At 65.0% G+C, this 23040-nt stretch carries 17 protein-coding genes; 13 read left to right on the forward strand and 4 right to left on the reverse strand.

Features of this window, described 5'->3' with window-relative positions:
- Positions 1–15: 15 nt before the first annotated feature.
- The gene (locus ACSFB7_RS30065; protein WP_435475988.1) at positions 16–828 is read left to right on the forward strand and encodes an OmpA family protein; all 813 of its coding nucleotides are present in this window, start codon (positions 16–18) and stop codon (positions 826–828) included.
- Between the two features lie 37 nt (positions 829–865).
- Here the strand turns inward: ACSFB7_RS30065 and tssA are convergent, their stop codons facing one another.
- From tssA to tssJ, 4 genes are all read right to left on the reverse strand, one after another.
- Positions 866–2008 (reverse strand): type VI secretion system protein TssA, encoded by a 1143-nt coding sequence (gene tssA / locus ACSFB7_RS30070; protein WP_435475989.1) that lies wholly within the window; start codon positions 2006–2008, stop codon positions 866–868.
- Positions 2005–2799 (reverse strand): type IVB secretion system protein IcmH/DotU, encoded by a 795-nt coding sequence (icmH, locus tag ACSFB7_RS30075; RefSeq protein WP_435475990.1) that lies wholly within the window; start codon positions 2797–2799, stop codon positions 2005–2007. Before icmH ends, tssA begins: the two co-directional genes overlap by 4 nt.
- 5 nt (positions 2800–2804) lie before the next feature.
- A complete protein-coding gene (gene tssK / locus ACSFB7_RS30080; RefSeq protein WP_176661955.1) occupies positions 2805–4151 on the reverse strand; it encodes a type VI secretion system baseplate subunit TssK in 1347 nt (448 codons plus the stop codon).
- 63 nt (positions 4152–4214) lie between these two features.
- Positions 4215–4835 carry a type VI secretion system lipoprotein TssJ gene (tssJ, locus tag ACSFB7_RS30085; RefSeq protein ID WP_435475991.1) on the reverse strand — a complete coding sequence of 207 codons (621 nt, stop codon included), beginning with the start codon at positions 4833–4835 and terminating at the stop codon, positions 4215–4217.
- Positions 4836–5065: 230 nt separating this feature from the next.
- On the opposite strand from tssJ, the gene ACSFB7_RS30090 reads away from it, so the two are divergent.
- The 12 genes from ACSFB7_RS30090 (at position 5066) to ACSFB7_RS30145 (ending at position 22969) form a co-directional block, all read left to right on the forward strand.
- Complete coding sequence (locus ACSFB7_RS30090) at positions 5066–5755, forward strand: hypothetical protein (protein ID WP_435475992.1); 690 nt, start codon at positions 5066–5068, stop codon at positions 5753–5755.
- 121 nt (positions 5756–5876) lie between these two features.
- Positions 5877–6392 (forward strand): type VI secretion system contractile sheath small subunit, encoded by a 516-nt coding sequence (tssB, locus tag ACSFB7_RS30095; protein ID WP_435475993.1) that lies wholly within the window; start codon positions 5877–5879, stop codon positions 6390–6392.
- Between the two features lie 2 nt (positions 6393–6394).
- On the forward strand, positions 6395–7885 hold the full coding sequence (gene tssC / locus ACSFB7_RS30100; protein ID WP_187109935.1) for a type VI secretion system contractile sheath large subunit: 1491 nt from the start codon (positions 6395–6397) through the stop codon (positions 7883–7885).
- Between the two features lie 104 nt (positions 7886–7989).
- On the forward strand, positions 7990–8502 hold the full coding sequence (locus tag ACSFB7_RS30105; protein WP_062474768.1) for an Hcp family type VI secretion system effector: 513 nt from the start codon (positions 7990–7992) through the stop codon (positions 8500–8502).
- A gap of 104 nt (positions 8503–8606) precedes the next feature.
- Entirely contained in the window at positions 8607–9098 is a 492-nt protein-coding gene (gene tssE, locus ACSFB7_RS30110; RefSeq protein WP_435475994.1) for a type VI secretion system baseplate subunit TssE, read from the forward strand.
- A 6-nt stretch (positions 9099–9104) separates the two neighbouring features.
- Positions 9105–10955, forward strand: coding sequence for a type VI secretion system baseplate subunit TssF (gene tssF, locus ACSFB7_RS30115; protein ID WP_435475995.1), 1851 nt, complete (start codon positions 9105–9107; stop codon positions 10953–10955).
- Entirely contained in the window at positions 10919–12040 is a 1122-nt protein-coding gene (gene tssG, locus ACSFB7_RS30120; protein WP_435475996.1) for a type VI secretion system baseplate subunit TssG, read from the forward strand. The genes tssF and tssG overlap by 37 nt, the downstream gene beginning before the upstream one ends.
- A gap of 43 nt (positions 12041–12083) precedes the next feature.
- Entirely contained in the window at positions 12084–14810 is a 2727-nt protein-coding gene (tssH, locus tag ACSFB7_RS30125) for a type VI secretion system ATPase TssH (protein WP_435475997.1), read from the forward strand.
- 38 nt (positions 14811–14848) lie between these two features.
- A complete protein-coding gene (locus tag ACSFB7_RS30130; RefSeq protein WP_435475998.1) occupies positions 14849–17722 on the forward strand; it encodes a type VI secretion system Vgr family protein in 2874 nt (957 codons plus the stop codon).
- A 12-nt stretch (positions 17723–17734) separates the two neighbouring features.
- Complete coding sequence (locus ACSFB7_RS30135) at positions 17735–18679, forward strand: DUF4123 domain-containing protein (protein ID WP_435475999.1); 945 nt, start codon at positions 17735–17737, stop codon at positions 18677–18679.
- Positions 18627–22079 carry a T6SS effector BTH_I2691 family protein gene (locus ACSFB7_RS30140; protein ID WP_435476164.1) on the forward strand — a complete coding sequence of 1151 codons (3453 nt, stop codon included), beginning with the start codon at positions 18627–18629 and terminating at the stop codon, positions 22077–22079. The genes ACSFB7_RS30135 and ACSFB7_RS30140 overlap by 53 nt, the downstream gene beginning before the upstream one ends.
- Positions 22076–22969 (forward strand): DUF6708 domain-containing protein, encoded by an 894-nt coding sequence (locus tag ACSFB7_RS30145; protein ID WP_435476000.1) that lies wholly within the window; start codon positions 22076–22078, stop codon positions 22967–22969. Before ACSFB7_RS30140 ends, ACSFB7_RS30145 begins: the two co-directional genes overlap by 4 nt.
- Positions 22970–23040: the final 71 nt, after the last annotated feature.

Below are 23040 nucleotides of genomic sequence, written 5' to 3' on the forward strand. Positions count from 1 at the left end.
GCCATGAATTGTTCTTTGCGAATTCTCTCTTTGGCCGTCGGGCTTGCGCTCGCCGCGGCCGCGCAGGCCCAGCAGACGACCGGGGCCGCCGGCGCCCGTGTCGAAACCACCACCGCAGCCGTTGGCAAGGGCGAGCAGGTCGTGGCCGGCGGGCAGGTGCCCGACGAGGCCACGCGCGTCGCGGTCATCGAGGCGCTGCGCCGCATCTACGGGCCCAGCGCCGTGATCGACAAGATCGAGGTGGTCAACAGCGTCAGCATGCCGGCCAACTGGGCCGCCAACGTGCAGCGGCTGATCACGCCCTCGCTCAAGGACATCCATCGTGGCCAGTTCCAGATCGAGGGCACGCAGATGGCACTGAGCGGCGAGGTCGGCAACGAGGCGCTGCGCCAGAAGATCGTGAGCGACATGGCCAATTCGCTCAATCCGACCTACACCATCAAGAACAGCCTGCGCGTGCCCGTGTCGGAGCAGATCACGGTCGACCAGGCCCTGGCCAACCGCACCATCGAGTTCGAGCTGGGCAGCGCCACGCTCACGCGCAAGGGCCGCGACATCCTCGACGAGATGGCACCCATCCTGCAGAAGCTCACCAACAAGTCGGTGGCGGTGATCGGCCATACCGACAACGCCGGCAGCCGGGCATCGAACCTGGCGCTGAGCCAGTCGCGTGCCGAGGCGGTCAAGGGCTATCTGGTGGGCAAGGGCATCGATCCGATGAGCCTCACGACCTCGGGCGTCGGCCCTGACCAGCCGGTGGCGAGCAATGCGAACGACGAAGGCCGCTCGCGCAACCGGCGCATCGAATTCCGGGTCGGGCGCACCTGAGCGGAGCCCGGGCGGGCGGCCTGCGTACGCAGGCCGCTCAATGCGACGTGTCGTCGCTCTTGGGCAGGTCGAGCAGGTCCACCAGTTGGGCCAGTTCCTGCTCGTTCTTGATCACGTTGCGCAGCCATGCATGCAGCGGCATGTCGGCCCAGCGCGCGGCCTTGTTCGCCATGTAGGCGGCGGGGCTGGAAGGCTCGGTCTTCTCGAAATACGCCGCCACTTCCTTGAGCTGTGCGATGGCTTGCGCGCGGCTGTGGATGCCGGCCGGCAGCGCGGCGGGGGCGGCCACCGTCGCGTGATGTGGATGCGGCACCACGACGTCGAGCACCGGCTCGATGCGTGACGGCGTACCGGTGGCGGCCCGCGCGTCGGGAGTGGCCGCAGGAGCCTGCGGTGCGCCGTTGTCGATGGGCACGCCGGCCTCGCGCGCAAAGCGCTCGACCGTCTGCCGAATGGCTGCAGCCGCATCCTTCGCGGTGCGAAAGCTCGGGCCGTTCGATGCGGTGTGTTTGTCGAACACGGTTTCGAATTCGGCCAGCGCCTGTTCGCAGGCCTGCACGTCGCGGTGCGTCTTCAGCAGAAACTTGGCCGGCGTGGCGCGGCGGATGCGGTCGAATTGTTCGACGGTCACCTTGTTGCGCTGCAGCTCGTCGGCCTGCGCCGGCGTGCGGCGGATGCTCTGTTCGAGCGCCAGCGCGGTCTCCCAGACCAGTGCGCCATAGCCGGTGTTGGCATCGCTCACGATGGGCGCGCGTTGCAACAGCTCGACCGAGCGCGCGATCAGCCAGGCGACGTTGCCCACGCGCATCTCGATGTCGCTGCCTTCGGGCAGCGGATGGATGTCGCTCCAGTAGCGCTCGCACAGGCCCGTGAGCAGGCGGTAGCCGTCGGCAAGCCCTTCAAAGCCGCGCTGGCTGGCCAGCGCATCGGTGAGCCACACGGCAAGGCGCAAGTCCTTGGTGGATTCGCGCAGCAGCTTGTCGCACTCGGAAATCACGAAGGGCCAATTGGCCTCTTTCAGTTCGATGACCCACTCGCCTTGCTCCAGCGACGGGTCGTCGTGCTTACGTGCCTCCTGAATGGCGTCGAACTGGCGCGAGAACAGCATATCCTCGCCGCAGGGCGAGGTCTCGGAGATCGGTGCCAGCAGGGCAGGGAGGTCGAGCCGTGCAGTGGTCATGGCAACGAGATGGTCAGGTTGGCCTGGCGCGGACCCAGCTTGACGATGTCCTGGTAGCTCGCGAGCGTGGTCTGCGTGGTGCTGCCCAGGTGGGCCGACAGGCCGATGAAGCCGAGCAGCCCGATCAGTGCGAACAGCGCGGCCACCACCCACTGCGGTGCCTCGCGCTTGAGCGAATGTGCAATCAGGTCGGGCAGCGGCCAGTGCGGTGCGAACGGCGTGCGCTTGCCGCGCGCATTGGCAATCTCGTCGCCCACGCGTGCGGTGAGGTACGAAAGCTTTTCTGTGCCGTCGATGGTGTACTTGCCCTGGAAGCCGAGCAGCAGGCACATGTAGAACACTTCCAGCGTCTGGATGCGCGCGGCGCCGTGGGCCCGCTCGATTTCCAGCATCCTGAAGAAGTTCTCGCCGGCCAGTTGGTCACCGAACAGCGTGAGCTGCAGCGGCCTGCGTTCCCACTCGGAGCGAATGGCGAACTCGGGCGCCGCGAGCACGAACTCGTCGATGGTCGCGCAGAAGGCGTACTTGGCCGCATGGATCTGCTCGGCTGTCACGTTGAGCTTGCGCGCATTGCGCTCGAACTCGGCCAGGTAGTTGCGGATGCCGACGAGAAACTGCTCGGTGGTGGCGGGTTGCTGCTTCTTCTTCAGCAGGAACAGCATCACGAAGCCGTCGTACAGCAGGTCGAGCAGGCTCGAATCGGCGTCGGGTGCAATGCCCGCAGGAGTGAACGACGCGGCGGGTGCGTCGCCGCCCATCAGGGAAGGCGCCTTGGTTGTGGTGGTGTTCATTGCGGTCAGCCGGTCACGGCAATCAGTTCGAGCTGCATGTCGGGAATGCCGGCCGGTGCGTAGATGGTGACGCTCTGCGCCTGCAGCATGCGGTCGTAGAGCTGGCTCTTGCTGTCGATAGAGAAATAGCAGGCGCCTGCGCGAATCGGAATGGCCGGCGGCACCTGCGGCGCATAGACGATGCGCACGCCCGGCATGGCCGAGAGCACCAGCTTGTCGACGTCTTCGGGCGCGCCGATCTTGAAGCGCTGCGGCACCGCCTCGGCCAGCTCTGCGGCCGGCATGCTGGCGGTGACGGACATGTAGAACACCGTCTTCTCGTCGATCTTCCCGGAGTCCAGGCGACCGAGGTAGAAGGCATTGCGCGTCTCGGTCAGCGCGATTGCGAAGTAGCGCGTGGATATCACCGTGTCGAGCAGGTCGCGCACGATGCGGTCCAGTTCGGCGAAGGCGGGGCCCGGCTTCTCGTGGTCGTACACCGGCAGGTCGTTCAGCGAGTAGGTCTTGGCGAAGGTCATCAGCGCACCGGCCAGGCTCAGCAGCTCCTGGAACAGCCGCTCCGGATGCAGCGACGGGTGATGGAACAGGTGCGAGAGCGACGCAAAAGCCGAGTTGGCGGTGTGCAGCAGCCAGAACGAAGCGATATCGCCCGAGCGGAACTCGATGATGTTCTTGCTCGGCTCGCGGTGAATGCCGTAGAGCGAGTTGACCTTGGCCTGCAACACGTCGAGCAGGCGGCGCAATTGCTGGAAGATGGTGGCCGATGCGTCGATGGAGGTGCACGGCGGCACGAAGCTGCGATCGATCTCGAAGCCGCCCGCGGCGGTGCGCCGGATGCGGATCACCGGGATCGACACGAACTGCTCGCGCGGCTCGGTGTCGGCCAGCAGCTTCACGCTCTTGCGAAGGAACACCACCTCGGCGCTCACCGCGTTCGTGTACAGGTCCAGCGACTGCGTCGCGTCGCTGGTGTAGCGCGCGGCAAAGCCTTCTTCGTTGGGGTCGGTGTAGTTCTTGCCCAGTTCCTTCACCGGGTGCAGTACCAGGTAGAAGGTGATCTCGTTCTGTCCCGGGTTGAGCGTGTCCAGCGAGATGGGCGGGGGCAGGGCGTCTGCCTGTGGCGCCGAGTAAGGCTCGCCGTCAGGAAAGACCAGCGACAACTGCGAGGCGCGGAGCATGCCGCTGGCAAGCGCGTCCAGGTCGAAGCTGATGGAGCGCACGCCCCAGAAGTACGGATGCAGCGTCTGCGCCGTGGCGCGCAAGCGTGCCTCGTGGTAGGCGTCCTGGCGCTGGAAATGCTGGGGGCGTAGAAACAGGCCTTCCCCCCAGAGGACCTTTGCGGCATAGCTCACGTCGTATCAGCTCCCCAAATTTTTCGGCAGTATCGCATCGTAGTTTGCTGATGGACAAGCATGTCAGGCGGGCGAAGGCCGGCAGTTCACCGGCCCCAGAAGATTGAGCGCGCCACCGGTCGCCGCGCCTTGCGCGTTCTGCTGGCCGACCACCGCGCCCTGCGTCACCGTCAACGCACAGGCATGCGCGCCCATCACGATGCCGGTCTTCTCGGCCTCTGCCGCGTTGAAGGCGAAGCGCCAGCGTTGCGCGTCGGGCGAATGGAACAGCACCACCACGCCCACCGCATTGGCAGTGCGCGGCACGGTCTCGGTCCAGGTGTATTGCTGGTCGGGAATCAGCGTGATCTCGCGGCTCTCGACGAGGTCGTCGCCGAGTTGCGTCTTGTCTCTTCCGGGGGTGACGAAGGCGTCGAACGACGACTGGTAGAAGCCCGTCGTTTCCTTCAGCTTGTAGATGCGCACCACCACGGCCAGCGGCCGGTTGCGACTGTCGGCATTGAGGTTCTTGCCCGCCGCGATCGACATCGACACCTTGCGCGGCGGCTTCTGCGACTCGGGCAACTCGGGCTTCTTCAGGCCGCTCGCCTCAAGGGCAATGTTGGCGATTGCAAGGGCTGGAGAGCTGCATCCGCCGAGCATCGACGTCATCAGCAGGACGCCGAGTGTGATTAGTATTTTCATGAGACGACGGATGTAACCAAATTTCAAATAAATGCCGTTGGGCTCGAATAATTAGCTAAATAGTTTTCCGATTAAGAAGTTTGGATTACGCATCTTCTGTTAATCAATGCAATCGATATGTAGTATCGTGTATTGTCATTGGTCGTAACTTATTGAATGATTGCGACCAGCTAAAAAAGTCAGATCCAAGCGGAGGGATTGTGTTGATTCGAAATTACATGACTTGCACGATGATTGCTGGTGCCATTGCGGCCACCAGCTTGCTGTCGGCCTGTACCACCACACCAGAGGCCGCAGTGGCGCAGTCCACCGACGCCTTCAACAAGAGCCTTGCGGAGGCCGATGCGGCTGCAGCAGCAGCCACCGGCGACAAGTCCGTCGTCATCCGCCAATACCAGAAGATCGCTACCGACAACCCGACCCGCGGCGAGCCGTGGTCGCGCATCGCGCAGATCTACTTCAACGAAGGCCGCTACAGCCTCGCAATTTCGTCGGCCGAGGAAACGCTGCGGCGCGACCCCACAAGCCGCCAGGCCAAGAGCATCACCGCCGTGGGCGGCCTGCGACTGGCAGCGCGTTCCATCGAAGACCTGGGCAAGGACAGCAGCCTGAGCGGCGATGCCAACGCCGACGCCTACCGCCTGGCCGCATTGCTGCGTGAAACCCTGGGCCTCTCGGTGCTGGTGCCTGGGAGCGCAGACGGCAAGGCGCCCCCGCGCCGTCCTGTGGCGGCCAATCCGGCGGCTTCGTCATCGTCGTCGTCTTCTTCTTCCACAAGCTCGCCGGCCCCAACCCCGGTTGCCGCGGTGCGCCCGCCGCCGCGCCATCCGGCAGCCGCGCCGGCCGCCGGCGCCGCTGCTGCATCGCCCCCGCCCCCGCGCGCGGGTGGAAGCGCCAATCCATTCGACGCACTGAAGTGATTCCGCCGGTGTTCTGAATTGGTTGTTCAACCAAAACATTAATTCACATGCGTGCGGCTTGAAATAAGACGCACAAAGTATTAATTCGTCTTGCAGTTCAATTGGGAAGGTAAAGAAGCTTATGGCGACAAAAAGACAGAGTGTGCAAAAGCGCCTCCAGAAAGTGCGCCCGCCGCGCGTGCAGCTCACGTACGACGTCGAACTCGGCGATGCCATCGAGAAGAAGGAATTGCCGTTCGTCGTCGGCGTGGTCGCCGACCTGGCAGGGCAGTCGGAGGTGGAGCAGCCCAAGCTCAAGGACCGCAAGTTCGTCAGCATCGACCGCGACAACATCGACGACGTCATGAAGGGCCTGGCGCCGCGTGCGGCCTTCCAGGTGCCCAACAAGCTCGACGAGCGCGGCGGCAGCTTCGGCGTGGACCTCACCTTCAACTCGATGGACGCCTTCTCGCCTGAAGCGGTGGTCGAGCAGATCGAGCCGCTCAAGCGCCTGCTCGACGCGCGCACCAAGCTGGCCGACCTGCGCAACAAGATGGCCGGCAACAGCAAGCTCGAAGACCTGCTGGCCGACGTGCTGAACAACACCGAGCAACTCCAGCGCCTGGGCCAGGGCGCCGGCAAGAAGGACGAAAGCTGAACATGACTGCGCAAGCACTATCGGCATCGGGCGCCGCCGCTTCTCCCGAGGCTTCGGTCGACCTGCTCGACCAGATCGTCGAGAAGAGCAAGGTTGCCAAGTCCGACGCGGAACACACGCGCACCAAGGACCTCATCGGCGAACTGGTCAGCCAGGTGCTCGAAGGCTCGGTGATCGTCTCCGACAACGTATCGGCCATGATCGATGCGCGCGTGGCCGACCTCGACGCGCTCATCTCGGCCCAGCTCAGCGCGGTGATGCACGCGCCCGAGTTCCAGAAGCTCGAAAGCACGTGGCGCGGCCTCGAATACCTCGTGAAGGAAACGCCCACCGGCACGATGCTCAAGATCAAGGTCATCAACGCCACCAAGCGCGACCTGATCCGCGACTTCAAGGCCGCCGTCGAGTTCGACCAGAGCGCGATGTTCAAGAAGGTCTACGAAGAAGAGTTCGGTACCTTCGGTGGTGCGCCTTTCGGTGCGCTGGTCGGCGACTTCGCCGTCACCCGCCAGCCCGAGGACATGTACTTCCTCGACCAGATGGCGCACGTGGCCGCAGCGGCCCATGCGCCTTTCATCGGCGCCGCCTCGCCCGAGCTTCTGGGCCTGGAGAGCTTCGACGACCTGGGCAAGCCGCGCGACATGGCCAAGGTGTTCGACACCGTCGAATACGCCAAGTGGAAGTCGTTCCGCGATTCGGAAGACTCGCGCTACGTGGGCCTCACGCTGCCGCGTTTCCTTGGGCGGCTGCCGTATCACCCGCGCGATGGCACGGTGGTTGACAGCTTCAACTTCGTGGAAGACGTCGACGGCACCGACCACTCCAAGTACCTCTGGTGCAACGCGGCCTGGGCTTTCGCCACGCGGCTGACCGCTGCATTCGACGACTTCGGCTGGTGCGCCGCCATTCGCGGCGTGGAAGGCGGCGGCCTGGTCGAAGACCTGCCCACGCACACCTTCAAGACCGATGAAGGCGAGATCGCGCTCAAGTGCCCGACCGAGATCGCCATCACCGACCGGCGTGAAAAAGAGCTGAGCGACCTGGGCTTCATTCCGCTCGTGCATTGCAAGAACTCGGACTACGCGGCCTTTTTCGGCGCGCAGTCGCTGCAAAAGCCCAAGAAGTACAACACCGACAGCGCCAACGCCAACGCGGTGCTGTCGGCGCAGCTGCAGTACATCTTCTCTGTGTCCCGCATCGCGCACTACCTCAAGGCCATGATGCGCGACAAGATCGGCAGCTTTGCCTCGGCACAGAACGTCGAACAGTTCCTCAACCGCTGGATCGCGCAGTACGTGCTGCTCGACGACAACGCGACGCAGGAACAGAAGGCGCAATTCCCCCTGCGGGAAGCGGCCATCCAGGTGGGCGAAGTGCCTGGCCGGCCTGGCGTGTACCGCGCGGTTGCCTTCCTGCGGCCGCACTTTCAACTGGATGAGCTGTCGATTTCACTGCGCCTGGTCGCCGATCTGCCGAAGTCAGTGAACAAGTAAGTAGGGGCGGATCGGGAGCGCGGCCAAGCGGCCGCGCATCAACTCGTTAGTTAGTCAGTCAGTCAATTGGTCAATTAATCAATCAATCAAGTAGGGGAAGAAACATGAAAGATATCTACGTCAAGTTCGGCAGCCCGGCCATCAACGGTGAGTCGCAGGACAAGGACCACAAGGACTGGATCGAAGTCAGCTCGTGGCAGCACTCCATCGTGCAGCCGCGTTCGGCCACCGCATCGACCGCCGGTGGCCACACCGCCGAGCGCTGCGAGCATGGCGAAATGATCTTCACCAAGGACATGGACGTGGTCAGCCCGCTGCTGTACCAGCACGCTTCGGGCGGCACCACCTTCGACGAAGTGACGGTGCAGTTCTACCGCGCCGACGGCGAAGGCAAGCGCGTGCAGTACATGGAGATCAAGCTCAAGTACGTGCTGATCGCCAGCGTGAACCCGAAGGTCGTGAGCACCGACGTGGCCAGCGTGCCCAGCGAAACCTTCTCGCTGAAGTACGCCGCCGTGCAATGGAAGTACACGCAGCAAAAGATCGGCGGCAACCAGGGCGGCAATTCGCAAGGCGCCTGGAGCCTCACGAAGAACGACAAGACCTACTCGGTCTGACGCCAGTCGGGCAATGCTGACCGCGGCGAGAGGCCGCGGTTTCTTTTTGGCGCCGTGTCCACGCGCGGTGCCGTGCCCGACATCCGGACGCACGAGGGGGACCCATGACCGAATTCGAACCGGGCTTGCTCGACAAACTGTTCGATGACGACTGGCGCGGGCCGGCTTCGCCGGTGCTCAGGTATCTGTCGCTCGAAGAAGTCAAGAACATGGTCGCCCGCGACCTCGAATCCCTGCTCAACACGCGCATGGTCTTCAGCGATGCGAAGCTGCAGACCTTTCCCGAGTGCCGGCGCTCCGTCATGACCTACGGCCTGAGCGATTTCTCGGGCCTGAGCCTGGCAAGCCACTACGACCGCTCGTTCATCTGCCGCTCGCTGGAGCAGGCCATCGGCCGCCATGAGTCGCGCCTGCGCGATGTCGTGGTGTCGCTGGAAGTCGATGCGCAGACCAGCACCAACATGCTCTATTTCGGAATCAACGCCTTGCTCGTGCTGCCGGACCTGGCCGAGCCGGTGAACTTCGACGCCATGCTGCAGCCCACGACGTTGCAGTACTCGATCACGCGCGGCACCGGCAAGAGCCGGTTCGCCTAGGACACCATGGACGAGTTGCTGCCCTTCTACGAGCGAGAGCTGGCCTTTTTGCGCAGCTACTCGCAGGAGTTCGCCAAGGGCTATCCGAAGATCGCGGCGCGCCTGGCCATTTCCGCCGACAGCAGCGAAGACCCGCATGTCGAGCGAATGATCCAGTCGTTCGCGCTGCTCACGGCCCGCATCAGCAAGAAGCTGGACGACGACTACCCCGAGCTGACCGAAGCGCTGCTCGAAGTGCTCTATCCGCACTACCTGCGCCCCTTTCCCTCTTGCTCGATCGCGCAGTTCGACGCAGGCGGCGCCGCGCTCGCCAAGCTGAGCAAACCCATCACCATCGCGCGCGGCACCGAGCTGACCTCGCAACCCGTGCGCGGCGGCGCCTGCCGCTTTCGCAGCGTCTTCGACGTGACGCTGGCGGCGGTGCAGGTGTCGAACGTGGTGTTCCATTCGGTGGTGAACGCGCCCGCGCATGCCTCGCTGCCGCGCAATGCCACGGGATGCCTGTCGGTCACGCTGGAGGCCACCGGCGAGCAGAAGTCACTGGGCACCCTGGCGCTGACCATGGCGCGCCTGCGAACCTTCATCGACGCCGAGCCTTCGCTGGCCACGGCGCTGGCCGATGTCATCTTTCTCAAGACGGCCGCCGTCTTCGTGGAACCCGAGCGCAGCGGCAAATGGACGCTGGTGCAGGGCGAGGCGCTGCACCCTGTGGGCTTCGACGAGGCCGATGCGCTCATCGAGTTGCCGCCGCGCTCGCACCCGGCCTACCGCCTCCTGAGCGAGTACTTCGCGTTCCCCGAGAAGTTCAACTTCGTCGACATCGACCTGGCGAATGCCATGCGCCACATCGGCTCGTGCCGCTCGATCACGCTGCATCTGGTGATGACCGGCGTGCGCGCCGACTCGCCCACGGCGCGGCTGCTCGAAGGCGTTTCCAGCCGCAACCTGCGGCTGGGCTGCACGCCCGTCATCAATCTCTTCAAGCAGCGCAGCGATCCAATCCGCGTGACGCATGCGGCTGCCGCCTATCCGGTGGTGGCCGATGCGCGCCGGGCCTTCGGCTTCGAGGTCTACAGCATCGACTCGGTCAAGCTCGTCAAGCAGACCGCCGAGGGCGACGCCTACATCGAGTTCAGGCCCTTCTATTCGCTGCATCACGGCGAGCATCCGAAGGAGGCCGAGCACTACTGGTTTGCGCGGCGCAACGAGCTGGTGGCGCAGCGCAGCCCGGGCTACGAGACGGAACTCTCCATCGTCGACATCGACTTCCAGCCCTCGCTGCCGCAGACCGAAACACTGAGCATCGACCTCACCTGCACCAACCGCGACCTGCCGCATTCGCTGGCCTTCGGCCTGCCCGGCGGGGACCTGTTCATCGAGGGCAATTCGGTCGCGCGCTCGATCCGCATGCTGCGCCGCCCCACGCAGACGTTGCGCATGCCGCGCGGCAAGGGCGTGCAATGGCGGCTGGTGTCGCATCTGTCGCTCAACCACCTGTCGCTGGCCACCAGCGGGCTGCCGGCGTTGAAAGAGATGCTGCGCCTGTACGACCTCGGCCGTTCGGCCGTGTCGGCGCGGCAGATCGAGGCCATCACTGCCATCGACCAGAAGGCCACCACGCAGTGGTTGCCGGGCAAGCCCTTTGCCACCTTCGTGCGCGGCATCGAGCTCACGCTCACGGTGGACGAGGCCGGCTTCGTGGGCAGCAGCCTGCAGGCCTTTGCCCGCGTGATGGATCATTTCTTCGGTCTCTATGTGCACCTGAACAGCTTCACCCAGCTGGTGATCGTTTCGGCGCGCGACAAGGAGGAGCTGGTGCGATGCAAACCCCGCAGCGGCGAATCGATCCTGCTGTAGCCGAGCGGCTGCTGCGCGAACCGTACCGCTTCGAGTTCTTCCAGGCGGTGCGGCTGATCGAGCTCGTGCTGCTGCGGCGGCAGGAGCGCGATGTGCACCATCGCCTGGTGCCCGGCGAGCGCATGGTGCCGCGCTGGGTGCGCTTTCGCAGCTCCACGAGCCTGAACTTTCCGCCCAGCGAGATCGAGGCGCTGGCGGTGCGCGACGCAGTGGGCCAGCTGGTGTCGGCCGCCGAATGGTGCGAGCCCTCGGCGCTGCCGGATGACGACGGCGCGCTCGGCCGCATTGAATTGACGCCGGCCTCTTTCGGCATGCTGGGTGTGTCGGGCGCCTTGCCGATCGTCTACACCGAAATGCTGATGCGGCGCGAGAAGCACCTGCGCGACAGCTCGGCGCGCGCCTTTCTCGACGTGTTCAGCAACCGCGCCGCCGCGCTGTTCTATGCAGCCTGGCGCAAGTACCGCCTGCCGCTGCACTACGAGCATGAGCGCAGCCGCGCCTACCTGCCGGTGCTGCTGTCGATGGCCGGCCTGGAGCACACGGCCCAGCGCGATCCGTTGACCGATGGCACGGGCACGGTGTTCGACGAAACCGTGGCCGGCTATGCGGCGGCCGTGCGGCACCGGCCGATGTCGGCCGCCTACCTGCAGCGCGTGCTGTCCGATTACTTCCGCAGCACGATCCGCATCGAACAGTTTTTGGGCAAGTGGTACGACATGCCCGAGCAGCAGCGCTCCAAGCTGGGCGAGGGCAACGTGAGCCTCGGGCAGAACGCGATGGCGGGCGAACGCATCTGGCAGCGCGACCTGCGCATCCGCCTGTGGATCGGCCCGCTCAAGCGCAGCGCGCTGCGCGAATTCTTTCCGGGCCGCGCGCACGCGAAGGCCCTCGAAAAAATGCTGGCGCTGCTTGCCGGCGTGACCTGCGAATACGAGGTGCGGCTGATCCTGGCGCGCGAGGAAGTCGGCGCCGTGCAGCTCAGCGACGGCGGCGGCAGCCACCTGGGGTGGGACAGCTTCATCAGCACCAGCGAGGCCGAGAGCGACCGCAGCGACACCCAGTACGAACTCCAGCCCCTGCAGTGACCGACCGTTCAACGAAGAAGACCGACAGAAGACACCACAGTACATGAGCACATCGCTGAAAACACTGATCACCAAGCTCAACGGCAGCGCACGCATTGCAACGCAGCGCGCCGCCAACCTGTGCCTGGCCAATGGCCACTATGAAGTGGACCTGGAGCACCTGTTCCTGGCCCTGCTGGAGCAGACCGACAACGACCTCGCGCGCGTGCTGCGCGCCAACCGCATCAGCGCCACCGCGATCCAGTCCGATCTTGAACGCGAGATCCAGACTTTCAAGAACGGCAACACCCGCACGCCGGTGTTCTCGCAGCACCTGCAGCAACTGTTTCAGCAAGCGTGGCTGCTGGCCTCGCTCGATGCGCATGTGGCGCAGATCCGCTCCGGCCATCTGCTGCTGGCGCTGCTGACAGAGCCCGACCTCGCGCAGCTCGCGCAACGCAGCTCGCCGCTGTTCGCGAAGATCCGCCTCGAAGATTTGAAGCACGACTTCGACAAGCTCACCGATGGTTCGAGCGAGGCGGTGGACGCCGGTGCATCGGGTGCTGCCAGTGGCGATGAACCGCAGCCGTCGGCGGATGCGCCGGCCGCGGGCGCACCCGCCAAGACGCCCGCACTCGACCAGTTCACCACCAACCTCACGCAGCGCGCGAAAGACGGTGCGCTCGACCCCGTGATCGGCCGCGACACCGAGATCCGCCAGGTCATCGACATCCTGATGCGTCGGCGCCAGAACAACCCCATCCTCACCGGCGAGGCCGGCGTGGGCAAGACGGCGGTGGTCGAAGGGCTGGCGCTGCGCATCGCGGCGCAGGACGTGCCCGAGTCGCTGCGCGCCGTGGCGCTGCACACGCTCGACATGGGGCTGCTGCAAGCCGGTGCGAGCGTGAAGGGCGAGTTCGAGAACCGCTTGAAGAACGTCATCGCCGAAGTCAAGAAGAGCCCGCACCCGATCGTGCTCTTCATCGATGAGGCCCACACCATGATCGGCGCGGGCGGCCAGGCCGGGCAGAGCGATGCGGCCAACCTGCTCAAGCCCGCGCTCGCGCGCGGCGAGCTGCGCACCATCGCCGCCACCACCTGGGGCGAGTACAAGAAATACTTCGAGAAAGATGCGGCGCTCGCGCGGCGCTTCCAGGTCGTGAAGGTCGAGGAGCCCAGCGAAACCCTGGCCGCGGCCATGCTGCGCGGCATGGTGCCGCTGATGGAAAAGCACTTCAACATCCGCGTGCTCGACGAAGCCATCACCGAGGCCGTGCGCCTCTCGCACCGCTACATCAGCGGCCGCCAGTTGCCCGACAAGGCGGTGAGTGTGCTCGACACCGCGTGCGCGAAGGTCGCGCTCGGGCAGAGTGCGACGCCTGCGTTGATCGAGGAAGCCAATCGCGGGCTTGAGCGCATCGAGGCCGAGAGCGCCGCGCTGGTGCGTGACACCGCAGCCGGTGGACGCCACGAAGCGCGCCAGGCCGAGCTGGCCGAACAGAGGGCCGCACTGCAGGCTGAGCTGGCCGCTAGCCAGCAGCGTCTGGCGGAGGAGGGCGCGCTGGTCGAACGCATTCGCACGCTCCGCGCGCAACGCGATGCGCCTGCAGCAACCGACGCAACGACGGAGCCACCGCCTGCAGAAAAAGCTGCACCGGCCCGCGCCGCCGGCCGCAAGAAAGCGGCTGCCGCCGCAGACCCCGAGCGCGATCAACTCGACGCCCTGCTGGCCGAATTGCGCGCACTGCAAGGCAGCACGCCGATGGTGCCGCTGCAAGTCGACGGCCTCGTCGTTGCGGAGATCGTCTCTGCGTGGACCGGCGTGCCGCTGGGCCGCATGGTCAAGGACGAAATCAAGACCGTGCGCAGCCTCGACACGCTGCTCGGCGAGCGCGTGATCGGCCAGGACCACGCACTCGCCGCAGTCGCCCAGCGCGTGCGCACCGCCAGCGCCCGCCTCGAAGACCCCAACAAGCCACGCGGCGTGTTCATGTTCGTCGGCCCCTCAGGCGTCGGCAAGACCGAGACCGCGCTCGCGCTGGCCGACATCCTCTACGGTGGCGAGAAGAAGCTCATCACCATCAACATGAGCGAGTACCAGGAGGCGCACAGCGTCTCGGGCCTGAAGGGCTCGCCGCCCGGCTACGTGGGGTACGGCGAAGGGGGCGTGCTCACCGAAGCCGTGCGCCGCCAGCCCTACAGCGTGGTGCTGCTCGACGAGGTCGAGAAGGCGCACCCCGATGTGCTGGAGATGTTCTTCCAGGTGTTCGACAAGGGCATGATGGACGACGCCGAGGGCCGCGAGATCGACTTTCGCAACACGCTGATCATCCTCACGTCGAACATCGGTTCGTCGCAGATCATGCAGGCCTGCCTGAACAAGGCCGATGAAGAGCGCCCCGAGCCCGATGCGCTGGCCGATGCCTTGCGCCCCGTGCTCATGAAGTCCTTCAAGCCCGCCTTTCTCGGCCGCATGAAGGTGGTGCCGTTCTATCCGATCACCGATGCGGTGCTGGAGCAGATCATCGCGCTCAAGCTCGGCCGCATCCGCGACCGCATTGCGAACAACCACAAGGCCGTGTTCGAGTGGGACGACGCGCTGGTGGAGGCCGTGCTCGCGCGCTGCACCGAAGTCGATTCGGGCGCGCGCAATGTCGATCACATCCTCAACGGCACGCTGCTGCCCGAGATTGCAGAGGTCGTGCTCACGCGCATGGCCGACGAGGCGCCGCTCGCCAGGATCAAGGCCGGCTGCAGCAAAGGCGGCGAGTTCCGCTACCGGGTCACCTAGGCGCGGCAGCGGTTCGGGGCAAAGGGAGAACTAAAAACATGACGGACTTCAACTCGGCTTCGCTCGGTGCGCTGTTGCGCGCTGGCACCACGCAGCGCGACCGGCTGCTGGTTCTGCACACGCCGCTGGGCGACAACAAGCTTCTGGCCGAACGCCTTGACGGCGTGGAGTCCATCGACGGCGGAGGCTTTCGCTTCGAACTCACCGCGCTGAGCGACGACGCCCACATCGAACTCAAGACCCTGATCGGCCAGGGCGTGCGCCTCGATCTTCAGACCGCACAGAGCCGCACCGAGCTGCGCCCCTTCCACGGGCACGTGACCGAGGCCGAATGCGTGGCCAGCAACGGCGGCATGGCGCGCTACAGGATCGTCATCGAGCCTTGGCTCGCGTTCCTGCGGTATCGCCAGGACAGTTGCCTGTTCCAGCACCAGGGCGTGGTCGAGATCGTCGATGCCGTGTTCGCCCGCTATCAGCAGCAAGGAAAGCTGGCCGTGCAATGGCGCTGGGAGATTGCGCAGCGCGACATCTACCCCGTGCGCGGCATCACCACCCAGTACCACGAGAGCGACTTCGACTTTGTCGCGCGGCTGCTGGCCGAAGAAGGGCTTTATTACTGGTTCGAGCACGCCACCGGCAAGGACGGCGCGCTCGGCAGCCATGTGCTGGTCATCGCCGACCATGCCAGCGCCTTTCGCGCCAACGCGCAGCCCACCATCCGCTTTCACCGTGCCGATGCGAGCGAAAGCGAAGACACCATCCAGCAATGGCGCGGCCACCGCCGGCTGCAGACCAACAGCCTCGACCAGCAGAGCTGGGACTACAAGAGCGTGAGCGCGCGGCCCGTGCAGCAGCAAAACCGCAGCACGGGCGCCGACAACAGCGGCTCGGGCGCATCGTCGCGCGGCCACCGCGTGCTGCAGTGGAGCGACGACCCCGGCGCCTACGGCTGGGAGACCTCCGCGCAGGGCGAACGCCTCGTGGCCAATGCCCTGCAGGCGCTGGAGCTGCGCAACAAGACCTTCGAAGGTCGCAGCGCCGTGCGCACCCTCGCGCCCGCAACAACCTTCACGCTGAGCGGCCACGAACAGCACGACAAGGACAGCGAGCAGGACAAGCGCTTTGCCTTGCTTGCTGTGCGCCATATCGCGCGCAACAACTTCGACGAAGACGTGAAGGCCGGAGTCGGTGAACGCCTGGGCCTGCCCGACGTGGCCACGGAGTTCGATGTACCAGCCGACAGCGGCAGCGGCAATGCGGATGCGAAACCCGACACCGTCACGCACTACCGCAACGAATTCAGCACCGTGCGCGCGGCCATCCCCTACCGGCCCCTGAGCATCGACGGCCACGGCCAGCGCATCCACCCCAAGCCCAGCGTGCACGGCAGCCAGAGCGCCATCGTCATCGGTGTGGGCGGCAATGCGCCGGTACACACCGACCGCGACCACCGCATCAAGGTGCAATTCCACTGGCAGCGTGGCAGCGGTTCCAGCGCGCGACAGCCTCGCAACGACGGGCAAGACAACGCCCCCGCTTCCGACAGCCTGGGCGCCTGGGTGCGCGTGGCCGCCAGCGCAGCCGGCGACAACTGGGGCCAGGTCACCTTGCCGCGGGTGGGGCAGGAAGTGCTCGTCGAGTTCCATCATGGCGACATCGATCGGCCCGTGGTCGTCGCGGCGCTGTACAACGGTGCCGGCCAGACCGACGCGCAACACAACCAGAAGCCCGCCGGCGCGGCGCAGTCCACCGGCAACGCACCCGCCTGGTTTGCCGGTGAAGGCAAGGAGGCGAAGGAACACGCGCACAACGCAGTGTTCTCCGGCATCAAGACCCAGGAGCTGAGCGCCAGCCAGAGCGGCGATGGTGGCTACAACCAGCTCGTGTTCGACGACACGCCCGGGCAGGGCAGCACGAGCCTGGCCACCACGCAGGCGCAGAGCCGGTTGCACCTGGGGCACCACAAGCAGCAGGACGACAACGCACGCGGCAAGGGACGGGGGCACGGGGCCGAGCTGGCGACCACCGCGCAGGGAGCCATCCGTGCAGGGGCGGGCCTGCTTGTCAGCGCGCATGCCCAGTCGAACGCCAAAGGTGCCTTCATGGCGAGCCAGGAAGCACAGCAGCAGACGAAGCAGGCGGAAGAGCTCGCCACGTCGCTGGCCCAGAGCGCGCAGACCCAGAAGGCGCAGATCAAGGGCGAAGGCGCCCCCGACAAGCTGCCAGCCATCGACGGGCTGAAACACGTGGCGGAAGTGCTGGGCGCGAAGCAGGAAGGAAACGCAGCGACCGGCGGTGCTGCGGGCTCGGGGGGCGGCATCAAGGCGACTGAGGGCGGGCAAGGCAGCGTCACCGCGTACAGCGAGCCGCACCTGCAGTTCAGTGCGCCGATGGGCATTGGCTTCGTCACGCCGAAGGAGGCGATTGCAGTGAGTGGAAAGAACACCGCGATCGTCGCCAACCAGGACATCGACCTGCCCGCGCAGGGCCAGATTGCAATGAGCGTGGCCAAGGGCGTGAGCCTGTACACGCTCGGCGCCAAGGCCGGCGCAGGACAGGAGCCGAACCAGGAGCGCGGCATCGCGCTGCATGCGGCCAGCGGCAAGGTGGCGCTGCAAAGCCAGAAGGGCGCCACGAAGATTGCGGCCGACAAGAGGGTGACGATTGCCAGCACGACGAAGGACGTGAACGTCGAGGCCCCGACGCACGTGCTGCTGACAGTGGCCGGTGCGTACATCAAGCTCGAAGGCGCGAGCATCAAGATTCATGCGCCGGGGAAGGTGACGTTCAGGGGGGCGCATAACTTCGTGGGGCCGCAGGGGGACAGCGCGAGCAACAGCGTGGGCAAAGCGCAAGCACAGCCGTGCCCCAAACAGAACGATGCCGCTGCCAGCGGTGCCGTAACCCTTTGAGGCGGAAGTCAGATGCTTCAACGCCTTGTTAGACAGTTGGGCGAGGCGCTGCAGGCGGACGAAACGCTTTCGGCGTACTTGCTGGTCGATCCGATGCTCAGGGAGCCTTTCGCCGTGGACTGGCTGCAGGAAGAGTCGCGCGATGTGTGGCCCGTTCCTGTTCGGCATCCGCTGCTCAAGGACCAGCAACGCCCCCGACTGATCCATCTGGATCCTCACGACACTCATTTGCTCGAGGCTTCCATTGCCTTGGCCATCACCGAGCAATCCGATCCCGATGAGGAAAGCCAACAGGGATTCGCGCTTGGTGGATGGCTGTTGACGAATGCATCCGGGGACGCGCTTGCGCGCCACCTCGCGCAGTGCATGCAACCCGCGTTCATGCCCAAAGCCAGCACTACGCTGCTGCGCTGGGCCGATCGACGGGTGCTCGAATGGATGTGGCCTGTGCTCACAGCACGCCAACAGGCGGGGCTGTTGAAAGCCATACCGCGCTGGTACGTTCTTGATCGTTGTGGCGAACTGGTGTGCTACGAGGCGCCGGCTGATGTGCTGCCGCAAGCACTCTCATTCAGTGCAGACCAATGGGCGCATGCGCAACAGAACGAAGCGGTTCAAGACCTGCTGCGAGGCTGGCTTCGGTTTGCCGGCGCATTGCCTGCCGACTATTTGCGAAGGGCGGCGCAGGCTGCAGGCGCAGTCATCGCAACCGGGCTGACGAATCGCCAAGACCGGGTTCTGCTGGGCGCTTACATCCTGCAGGTGCATCCGCAACTCACAAGCCATCCGGCATTGCACTCGGCCGTCGATCGCGCCTTGAGCGGGGGAGCCACCCTCGCGCAAGCGCTCGAAGGCATCCCCGACCCGGAGGGCTGGGACACCATCCGGGCCGAACTTGAGCGAGATGCCGCATTCGCCCCCACGCGACAAATCGAACAGAGAGAACAACTTGGCTAGTACACCGCCCCCCAGCTACTCGGCAGGCGCGCAGAAAGCGGCTGCCAATACTCCCGCATGCACCGCCGGCGGGTGCCCCGCGTGCGTCAAGGCGGGGCTGCCCGTGCTGCTCGTGCGCCCCGGTCTTGCCGAAGCTGGTTATGCACAGGCCAGGCAGGATGCGGCGCGTCCCATGCTCGACATGCACACGGCCGAAGTGGCGTTGAGCTTCAGCCGCTACACGATGCGAACCTTGCGGACGGGGTTTGTCATGGTCTATTACGAAAAGCCCCACACGGCTCAACTGAAGGCCGACAAGGGATGGGCGTTCTACCGTGTCAGCAATGGGGGTTATCTCAGTCCATTCCCATTGGGGGCGGCGCCGCTCACCAACAGCACCAGTGCCAATGGTGGCTTTGTGTGCCAGCGCTCGGACGCCTATGCCATGGCCATGCTGCTGGTGATTCCAGAAGCCAAGAAGGCCGGCTCGGTCTGGGTCGGCTACAGCGACCATCCCTGGTCCGAGCCCGTTCGCAATACCTACGCGTCGAAGGCGGATCTGCGCAGCAGGCGCATGACGCAGATACAAGCTTCGAGCGGCACGGCCAAGCGCTCCATGCCGTTGACCGCCGGGGCGGTGTTGTCGCTGGTTGCCGACTACGACGAAAAGTTGCCACCGGGTGCCTTGTTGGGCTCGCCATATCCGCCCTTGCAAGTGAAGGCGGGTGTTGCGGGAGATACCACTGTGCGGCCGGAGACGGCGGTGCAAGTCGTGCAGGCTGCACAGCGCCTGGTGGATGCTTCGCAGGGCCAATACACCATGGGCAACGTCCACATGGTCTGCGTACCTGACGCCATTGGAGTGACTTCCGAGTCGGCCTACATGCGAATGGCCCGTTGCAACACCGCGGCCGAGTGGTTGAACAAGGAAGGTCAAGGCCAGTGGAAGTTGCAGACCGCGCTCACCATCGAGGGTTTACTCAAGGAAGTGGATTCAAGCGGCGAGGCGGCCAAGCAGCGCGTGGCGGGGGCGGTGCAACTCAAAGGCAAACCCATCACCAACGAGGAATTTCAGGCCCAGCAGAAGGCGGGCACCTTGCCGCCCGAAGCGCGTTACCAGGGCGTGCGCCGAGGCATCGCCACGGGGCGCGGCGGCACTTACCCGGACCCGGTCAACGGCACGATCACCTTTCCTGACGACAAGGAACTCGACCACGAGACCGCGAACCGCAAGGCCGATCTGCTCAAGAAACTCGGATCTGGCGGACAGTACCCGTTCAGGGATTTCCTGCAGAATTTCAGTACGCGCGCAGAGGCGGACAAAAAGCTTTTGGCCAAAGTCGAGCCCGATCACGGTCATTGGCTCAAGTCGAATGCCCGCAAGCTGGTGACCGGCAACGACTTCGGCCCCAACGAACGCATCGACGGCCTGCACTACGCCTATGCCGTGGCACAGAGCACGCTCGGCGGCCACATGAGCACCACCGGCCTCGAGTGGTACCAGCCCTTCGTGGGAAGCAACCCGCACGACAGCGAAGCGCTGCTCACGCGTGCGCTTCTGGGCAACCAGGTGGCGTTCTTCGATGCCTTCAAGCCCACCAAGGTCCACAAGGAAACCAAGAACATCTTCAAGTTGTTCGAGGAAACGGCGCAGGCCATGAAAGACGCTGGCGCGGGCAAGGGCGCTCCCTTGGCCAGTCAGGTCCTGCTTGCCAGCTATCCGTTCTACGACAAGGTCGTCAGCAGCCTGCCAGCGTTGAAAAACGCCGCCTCGGGTCTGGTGCATCCGCTCATCACCATCGCCGGCGGGATCAGCATGGCCACGACGGGCACCGACCCGGTGTCGGTCAAGACACGGGAATTCCTCACCTCCGTTATCCAGAGCATTACCGCCACGGCAGGCCCGGACGGGGCTATGGCGCAAACGGTCAAGATGACCCTGTCCGAGGCTGTGCAGTACTGGGAGAGCCTGCGCGGCGAATTGGGGCGCCGCGCGGCGCAGGGCGTAGGCGCTGTGGCGGGTGCGGCCAACAAGGCCGGTGCCGCCGCTACAGGCAAGCTCAAGAACGTGGTACTGGCGGGCGGCCTGAGCCTGGCGCTGGCGGGTCATTCGCGCGGTCTCAACACGCTGATCGACGTGTGGGTCTTCACGACTGAATCGGCAGACGACCTGGCGAGAAAGGCCTCCGCCGCAGGGCGCTCCGCGACCGGTGCCGCAGCCCAGGCGGGTCGCTCCGCGGCCAACGCGGCCACCGCCGCAGGGCGGGCAGTCGGCAGTGCCACCGCTCCGGCGGCGCAAGCAGCCACCCGTGCGGCCGGCTGGACCGCTGGACAGCTCTCCGGCTTTGCCAAGGGTTCGGCCGCCGTCATGAGCGGCGGCGCAGCCTCTTTTTCGGCGGCCGGCGCGGTGCTGCATGGATTCTCGATTGCCAAGTCCGTCAAGACACTGGAGCACGGCACGCAAGACCAGCGCACTGCCGCGTGGTTCGGGCTGGCCGGCTCGGGTATGGGCATCACGGCGGCCACCCTCGAGGTCGCAGAGCAGGTGGCCAAGGCGAACAGTGCGTGGGCTTCGAGGGCGACCATGTTGAAGCTGATGGCGAGCAGGCTGTCGGCTGCGGGGTTGCTTGTCGATGCGGGGTTGGCAGGGGTCAATTCCTCGAGACGTTTGGATAACGACGACGTAGATTCAGGGGTGGCATATGGAGTTTCTGCAACGTTTTTTCTAGCGGCTTCTGCAGCCGGATGGATGGCCGCTGCGCAAATCAGCGGGTCCGCCGCGAGCGCGGGCCTGCTAGGCCTGTCTTGGACCGGCTGGGGCCTGATCCTGATCGGCCTGGCCATCGGTGTCGGTTACATCGCCATGCTGCTGCAAGACACGCCCACCGAAGAATGGGTCGCCAAGACCATTTGGGGCAAGGCCAAGGACAAATGGGGTAGTTTGGAATTCGAGCAGCAGGAACTCAACAAACTGCTCATGGGCATCCGCGTCGAATTCGACTACGGCATGAACACCATGGCCACGACCGGGGCCGGTATGGCGCGTGGCAATTCTGGCTTGGGCTCTTTATTCATGAAAGACCCGTTCGGAGACCACAGCGGCGTGTTCAAGTCGGTCGAGTTGCGCCTGTGGATGCCCAAGGCATTGCGTGACAGCCTCGAATGGACCGTCGGCATCACGTTGAGTGGCCGCGACGGCATCTCGACATTGGTCTATCTGCTGGGTCGCAGCGTGCCGCCTGCGGCACCGTTGAGCTTGAAGGGTGCGGAGAACCCGAAGCGCAGCGACGAGGGCGACTTCACTCACATCACCATCGACACCGATGGGTTGCTGTACCCACAAGCCCAGGTCCAGGTCCAGGTACTGGTCGATGCCACCAGCGGGGACTATGTGGTCGACCAAACCATGGTTGCGTCATGAGCAAAAAACCCGCCCCCGAATACAAGGTGCTGTTGCCAGAGTGGCAAGGGCCAGAAAGCCAATTCGACGACATCAGTGACGCGTTGCGCGCGATGCTCAACGGAACGATCACACGCGTGGCGCCCGAAGACAAGAAGCAGCCGGTCCACGAGAGTGCGAGCACCTGCGATTCACTGCTGGCGGTGCACCCGGACGCGATTCAGATCGGTGCGCCGTTCGGAACCGGGGAGACAGTGGGCAATGGGAATACCTTTGTGGTTTTCTTTTTGGCAGGAATGGCAATGGGAGGGTGGTTCCTTCTTGAAGCGCTGCTTCGACCAGACATCGTTCGCTTTCTTTTGGGAAGTCTTTTCTTTGTGGTTAGCTTTTTCCCTTTCTCCCACGTCATCCGCGCCACCTATCTAAGCCCTCGGGATATCCCCGTGGTCTTCAACCGCAAGACCCGAGAAGTCAGCATCAGCGTGTTGGGGCGCTTGCGCTTCTGGCGTTTCTGGGAGCGCGTGAGCATCGACAAGGTGGTCACCACGTCGTGGGACGAGTTGCAGGCCCGCAGCTACAAGATCATGCAACTCACCGGCGAAGCAGCACGCGACACCCATGTGCTGCGCCTGCTCTGGGGCGAGAGCCGCAACCCGCGCAAGCTGGAAGGCATCGCCTTGATCGGCTACCTCGGCTGGTACGAAGACGCCGCGCTTTGGCGACTGTGGGAGCACATCCGGCGCTACATGGAAGAGGGCGGCCTGGCCATCCAGCCGGGCGAGAGCTTGCGCACCAGCGGTGCGGGCAAGTTGCCGGAGTTGCCGGCGGAGGTCATTGCAGCGGCAGGCGGTCCGGCGTTGAGTGTGGAAGAGGTTGCCCGGCTGGCGAGTGTGACCGGTGTGGCGGCGTAGGTTGCAAGCCGAAGTGCTCCAGGCCCCCGTCAATCGGACGCACATGGCCATCAAAACTCAATCGGCGCTGG

Origin of the sequence: Variovorax raffinosi, assembly GCF_051216615.1 — a bacterium.
Taxonomy (GTDB): domain Bacteria; phylum Pseudomonadota; class Gammaproteobacteria; order Burkholderiales; family Burkholderiaceae_C; genus Variovorax.

Excerpts from the sequence above, each read along its gene's own strand:
- tssJ (WP_435475991.1), bottom strand. The coding sequence starts at position 4,835 with ATGAAAATACTAATCACACTCGGCGTCCTGCTGATGACGTCGATGCTC.
- ACSFB7_RS30090 (WP_435475992.1), top strand. The coding sequence starts at position 5,066 with ATGATTGCTGGTGCCATTGCGGCCACCAGCTTGCTGTCGGCCTGTACC.
- tssA (WP_435475989.1), bottom strand. The coding sequence starts at position 2,008 with ATGACCACTGCACGGCTCGACCTCCCTGCCCTGCTGGCACCGATCTCC.
- ACSFB7_RS30135 (WP_435475999.1), top strand. The coding sequence starts at position 17,735 with ATGCTTCAACGCCTTGTTAGACAGTTGGGCGAGGCGCTGCAGGCGGAC.
- tssF (WP_435475995.1), top strand. The coding sequence starts at position 9,105 with ATGGACGAGTTGCTGCCCTTCTACGAGCGAGAGCTGGCCTTTTTGCGC.
- ACSFB7_RS30130 (WP_435475998.1), top strand. The coding sequence starts at position 14,849 with ATGACGGACTTCAACTCGGCTTCGCTCGGTGCGCTGTTGCGCGCTGGC.
- tssB (WP_435475993.1), top strand. The coding sequence starts at position 5,877 with ATGGCGACAAAAAGACAGAGTGTGCAAAAGCGCCTCCAGAAAGTGCGC.
- tssG (WP_435475996.1), top strand. The coding sequence starts at position 10,919 with ATGCAAACCCCGCAGCGGCGAATCGATCCTGCTGTAGCCGAGCGGCTG.
- ACSFB7_RS30105 (WP_062474768.1), top strand. The coding sequence starts at position 7,990 with ATGAAAGATATCTACGTCAAGTTCGGCAGCCCGGCCATCAACGGTGAG.
- icmH (WP_435475990.1), bottom strand. The coding sequence starts at position 2,799 with ATGAACACCACCACAACCAAGGCGCCTTCCCTGATGGGCGGCGACGCA.
- ACSFB7_RS30145 (WP_435476000.1), top strand. The coding sequence starts at position 22,076 with ATGAGCAAAAAACCCGCCCCCGAATACAAGGTGCTGTTGCCAGAGTGG.
- ACSFB7_RS30140 (WP_435476164.1), top strand. The coding sequence starts at position 18,627 with ATGCCGCATTCGCCCCCACGCGACAAATCGAACAGAGAGAACAACTTG.
- tssE (WP_435475994.1), top strand. The coding sequence starts at position 8,607 with ATGACCGAATTCGAACCGGGCTTGCTCGACAAACTGTTCGATGACGAC.
- tssH (WP_435475997.1), top strand. The coding sequence starts at position 12,084 with ATGAGCACATCGCTGAAAACACTGATCACCAAGCTCAACGGCAGCGCA.
- tssC (WP_187109935.1), top strand. The coding sequence starts at position 6,395 with ATGACTGCGCAAGCACTATCGGCATCGGGCGCCGCCGCTTCTCCCGAG.